This is a genomic window from Thalassospira sp. UBA1131 (assembly GCF_002311515.1).
In the GTDB taxonomy this organism is placed as follows: Bacteria; Pseudomonadota; Alphaproteobacteria; order Rhodospirillales; family Thalassospiraceae; genus Thalassospira.
The window spans coordinates 33,738-38,350 of record NZ_DCAO01000101.1 but is presented as its reverse complement, the minus strand read 5'-3'; the positions used below and the strand labels follow the sequence as shown (position 1 = coordinate 38,350).

Annotated in this window: 4 protein-coding genes and 1 pseudogene; 3 read left to right on the top strand and 2 right to left on the bottom strand. The window is 56.3% G+C overall.

The window, feature by feature from the left end; genetic code table 11:
• Window positions 1-13 precede the first annotated feature (13 nt).
• Window positions 14-1,036, top strand: coding sequence for a zinc-binding alcohol dehydrogenase family protein (locus B3Z49_RS15960; protein WP_296992662.1), 1,023 nt, complete (start codon window positions 14-16; stop codon window positions 1,034-1,036).
• Window positions 1,037-1,125: 89 nt separating this feature from the next.
• On the opposite strand, the gene B3Z49_RS15955 is transcribed toward B3Z49_RS15960, so the two are convergent.
• Window positions 1,126-2,040, bottom strand: a complete 915-nt coding sequence (locus B3Z49_RS15955) for a LysR family transcriptional regulator (protein ID WP_296992659.1) — start codon at window positions 2,038-2,040, stop codon at window positions 1,126-1,128.
• A 97-nt stretch (window positions 2,041-2,137) separates the two neighbouring features.
• Here B3Z49_RS15955 and B3Z49_RS15950 point away from each other — a divergent pair, with 97 nt between their 5' ends.
• On the top strand, window positions 2,138-2,977 hold the full coding sequence (locus B3Z49_RS15950) for an NAD(P)H-dependent oxidoreductase (protein ID WP_296992657.1): 840 nt from the start codon (window positions 2,138-2,140) through the stop codon (window positions 2,975-2,977).
• Between the two features lie 62 nt (window positions 2,978-3,039).
• Here B3Z49_RS15950 and B3Z49_RS15945 read toward each other — a convergent pair whose 3' ends face one another.
• Window positions 3,040-4,026 carry an HpcH/HpaI aldolase/citrate lyase family protein gene (locus B3Z49_RS15945; RefSeq protein ID WP_286792545.1) on the bottom strand — a complete coding sequence of 329 codons (987 nt, stop codon included), beginning with the start codon at window positions 4,024-4,026 and terminating at the stop codon, window positions 3,040-3,042.
• Between the two features lie 389 nt (window positions 4,027-4,415).
• Between B3Z49_RS15945 and B3Z49_RS15940 the strand changes: the two are divergent.
• A pseudogene (locus B3Z49_RS15940) lies at window positions 4,416-4,613 on the top strand (GGDEF domain-containing protein); the annotation flags it as partial.

The window sequence follows — 4,613 nt, the reverse complement described above, 5'->3', positions numbered from 1 at the left end:
GGAAATGCCAAAGATGAAAGCCATCGGTATTTATAAATCTGCCCCGGTCGAAACCGACGGCCTGTTCACCCAGATCGAAACCGATGCCCCGGTTGCCGAGGGTCGCGATATCCTTGTGCGGGTAAAGGGCGTTGCAGTGAACCCGGTCGATTTCAAAGTCCGCAAGGGCAAGCAGGATGACGGTGCCTTCAAGGTGCTTGGTTGGGATGCGGCCGGTGTTGTCGAGGCTGTTGGCGAAGACGTCACCCTTTTCCGTCCGGGCGATGAAGTCTGGTATGCCGGTGATGTGACCCGTTCGGGTTCGAATGCCCAGCTGCAACTTGTTGATGAACGCATTGTCGCGCCCAAGCCGAAGTCACTTGATTTTGCCGCCGCCGCAGCCCTGCCATTGACGACGATTACCGCCTGGGAAGCGATGTTTGATCGTTTGCTGATTGACCGCACGGCGGTTGATGCCAATGCAAACAAAACGATCCTGATCATTGGCGGGGCCGGTGGTGTTGGATCGATTGCCATTCAGTTGGCCAAGCTTGCCGGTCTGAAAGTCATCACGACCGCATCGCGCCCGGAAACCACGGCGTGGGTCAAAAAGCTTGGCGCGGATCAGGTGATCAACCATCGCAATCCGCTGGATGAAGAACTGGCGACGATTGATGTTGCCAATGTTGATTACGTCTTCTGTACGTCGGAAACCGATCAGTATTTTGATGTGATGGCGACTGTCATCGCGCCGCAGGGCCGGATCGTCACGATCACCGAGGCCCAGGAAAATCACAATGTGGATCTTCTGAAAGCCAAGTCGGCAAGCTTTTCCTACGAGTTCATGTTTACCCGTTCGATGTTCCAGACGGCTGACATGATTGAACAGCACAAGCTTCTGGCGACGGTGGCCCAGTTGGTTGATGAGGGCACCATCACCAATACCGCGAATGAAAGCTTTGGCGCGCTGTCACCGGAAAGCCTGCAAAAAGCGCATGCATTGCTGGAAAGTGGCAAGGCCATTGGCAAGATCATCTTCGATGGCATTGCCGACTGATCGCAGTGCCATAAAATAACAGGCATCAGAATTACGGGCCGATCCGCGTGAATGTCGCGGGTCGGCCTTTTTTGTTGTGGGTTCAGGCCCTAGTCGGCGGAGGCATCTGCGATCAATGCTGTGATCTGATCGCGGAGCCAGCGATACAGGGGATGGGTGGTGGTGCGATCATGCCAGATCAGCGCCATATCAAAACCGGTAACGGGCATCGGGGGATCAAATATCTGGATCTGACCGGTTCGACCGTGGGCAACCCGCCGGGGCACAAGGGCGATCATATCGCTGCGCGCGACGATTTCGGGGACAACAAGAAAACCCGGCGCAGACAGGGCAACATTGCGTTTGCGACCAAGTGCCGCCAGGGCATCATCCGCTGGCCCCTCAAAGCCGCCGCCTTCGGGGGACACAATCACATGGTCAAGCGCACAAAAGCTGTCGAGATCAAGCGAACGGCCGATTGCCGGATGATCGCATCTGGCGATGGCGACATATTCCTCGCGATAGATTTTGCGCATCCGAAGCGTTTCTGGCGCTGTTTCAGGGGTTGAAAGTGCAAGGCTGACATCGCCGCGCGCCATCTGGGTATCAAGCATGGATGTGTTGATCGTGCGCCAGGCGACCTTGATCCCCGGCGCATCACGCCGCAAAATGTCAAGAAGCGGCATCAGGATCGCGTATTGCACATAGTCACTGGCGGCAATGGCGATGGTGGCGGTGATTGTTGATGGATCAAACGGGCTGTTTTCCGCAACCACCCGGCGCACACCTTCCAGTGCCTGATGCAGCGGTTCCTGGAGTTCAAGTGCGCGTTCGGTCGGGATCATGCCGCGCTGTGCGGGCAGTAATAATGGATCACCCAGTAAATCGCGCAGGCGCGTCAACCGTGTTGAAATCGCTGGCTGGCTAAGGTTCAGGCGCCTTGCCGCATGCGTGACATTGCGTTCGGCCAGCAGCGTGTCGAGTGTGACAAGCAGGTTCAGGTCAAGCTTGCTGATATCTGTCATATTTATACCAGATGAAAAATTATTGAATTTCAAAGATAGCAGAACATCAGGCCATGATCACGCATCGAACGTGATCCCATTTGGAAAGGACGGCCCAATGTCGAATGTCTTGATTGTCCATGCCCATCCCGAGCCCGCATCGCTGACCAGTGCATTAAAGGATGTTGCGGTTGAAACGCTGCGTGCTGACGGCCACGCCGTGCAGGTTTCCGATCTTTATGCCATGGGATGGAAGCCGCTGGCTGATGCGCACGATTTCACCGAACGTCGTAATCCTGATCGGCTGATCTATGTGGCAGAGTCCAAAAATGCCTATGCGTCCGGCTTTCAGACGGCGGATATCGCCGCCGAACAGGACAAGCTTTTGTGGGCGGATGCGGTTTTGTTCAGCTTTCCACTGTGGTGGTTTGGCATGCCCGCCATCCTGAAAGGCTGGTTTGATCGGGTGTTTGCCTATGGCTTTGCGTATGGAGTTGGTGAACATAACGAAAAACATTGGGGCGATCGCTATGGCGAGGGCACGCTTGCCGGGCGTCGCGCGATGTTGATTGTGCCGATTGGCGGACATTTGCCGCATTACAGTGACCGAGGCGTTAATGGCAGCATCGATGATGTGTTGTGGCCGATCCAGCATGGTGCGCTTTTCTATCCCGGTATGGACGTCATGCCGCCATTCCCGGTTTATAGCACCGATCGCATGGATGAAGACGGCTGGGCAGAAGTGAAGACCGCGTTCAAGCAACGCCTCGCCGGTTTGTTCACCGATAATCCAATCCCGTACCGCACCCAAAATGGTGGCCATTATGATGGCGAGCAGCGCCTGAAACCGGAACTCGGTGGTGGTTCAGATGGCATCAACATGCATCTGGTGCGTGAAGGCGATCCCCAGGAAGTCCTGCACGGGCAGGGCAGGCAATCACGCCGACTGGCATCCTAGATAATACTAAAAAGGGCCGACGTTTTCGCCGGCCCTTTTGATGTGATCTGTATATGAGGCGTTTAACCCGCATCGCGTGCGGCGATGGCTTCGGCCTGACGGACCATGACTTCGGCCTGTTTGATCGACGCGATGTCAATCAGGCGACCATCAAGGGCGACGGCACCGGCCCCTTCGGACTGGGCCTTTTCCATCGCTTCGAGGATGCGTTTGGCCTTGGTGACTTCGGCATCAGAGGGTGAATAGACTTCGTTGGCGAGGGTGATCTGGCTTGGGTGGATCGCCCATTTGCCCTCACAACCCAGAACCATGGCGCGGGCCGCCTGTGCGCGGTAGCCATCAGGATCAGAGAAATCCCCAAACGGACCATCAATCGGGCGCAGACCATTGGCGCGCGCCGCAACCACCATGCGGGCAATGGCATAGTGCCACATGTCACCCCAGTGATAATCGCGCGGATTATCGCCATCCTTGTCGGTCAGAACGCCATAATGCGGGTTCGGGCCGCCAATGCCGGTGGTCATCGCCTTGGTCGATGCGGCGTAATCGGCGACACCGAAATGCAGACTTTCATTGCGCGGGGAGCCCGCGGCAATTTCATGGATGTTTTGCATGCCAAGGGCGGTTTCAATGATCAGCTCAAACCCGATGCGCTTTTTGCGGCCCTTGGCCGTTTCGATCTGGGTTGCCATCATATCAAGGGCGTAAACGTCGGCCGCGGTTCCGACCTTGGGGATCATGATCAGATCAAGCCGGTCACCGGCCTGTTCAAGAACATCGACGACGTCGCGATACATATAATGGGTATCAAGACCGTTGATGCGAACCGACAGGACCTTGTCGCCCCAGTCGATATCGTTGATCGCCTCGATGATGTTTTTGCGCGCCTGTTCCTTGTCACTGGGCGCAACGGCGTCTTCCAGATCAAGGAAAATGGCATCGGCCTTGGATTTCGCAGCCTTTTCAAACAGTTCGATCCGGCTGCCGGGAACGGCAAGTTCGGACCGGTTCAGGCGTGCCGGGGCCGGGGTCGGTGTGGTGAAGCTCATGGTAACGTTTCTCCAGAACCTGTCATTTCAATCAGTGCGTCGCAGGCGATGGATCATCAATCGATCATCGCGGGAGGCATGTCGCGTATTCTTGCGTCCCGTTTTCGGGATCGTACCGTGGCCGCCGTGACAGTTATGTGGTCTGCGATCATTGTGCGTCGCAGTAAACCTGTGGGTAATTTAGGGTGCGGATGCGAATGCTGGCAAGTTTTAAAACACTTAAGTCTCTAGTGCTTTCGGCGCACGCGACCCGTAAATCAGAAAAACTCGAGATAAGCCGGATAAAGCAATAGCCCCTTAACCGGACTGTCGTTAGATTACCGGCGATACCGGGAACGCCGTCGGTTGCGGGCCCTTAGACCCCATCAGCAGGTAGTATCGAACGCCCCATGCGTCGCGCTTATTCCATTGTTGTTTCTGCCGGTCTGGCACCTGCCCTGATTTTGGGCGCGTGTCTGGTGCTGGCCGTTTCACCGACGCTGGTGCCAGCCGAACTTTCCGGATTGGTCCGATACGGGCCATTTTTGCTGGCGGTGCTGGGCGGGGCGATTGGCTGGTGGTTTAACCGCGGGCGTGCGGTTTTTGTC

What these genes read in the sequence shown, in the direction of transcription:
- B3Z49_RS15960 (WP_296992662.1), top strand. Translation starts at nt 14, where the DNA reads ATGAAAGCCATCGGTATTTATAAATCTGCCCCGGTCGAAACCGACGGC.
- B3Z49_RS15955 (WP_296992659.1), bottom strand. Translation starts at nt 2,040, where the DNA reads ATGACAGATATCAGCAAGCTTGACCTGAACCTGCTTGTCACACTCGAC.
- B3Z49_RS15950 (WP_296992657.1), top strand. Translation starts at nt 2,138, where the DNA reads ATGTCGAATGTCTTGATTGTCCATGCCCATCCCGAGCCCGCATCGCTG.
- B3Z49_RS15945 (WP_286792545.1), bottom strand. Translation starts at nt 4,026, where the DNA reads ATGAGCTTCACCACACCGACCCCGGCCCCGGCACGCCTGAACCGGTCC.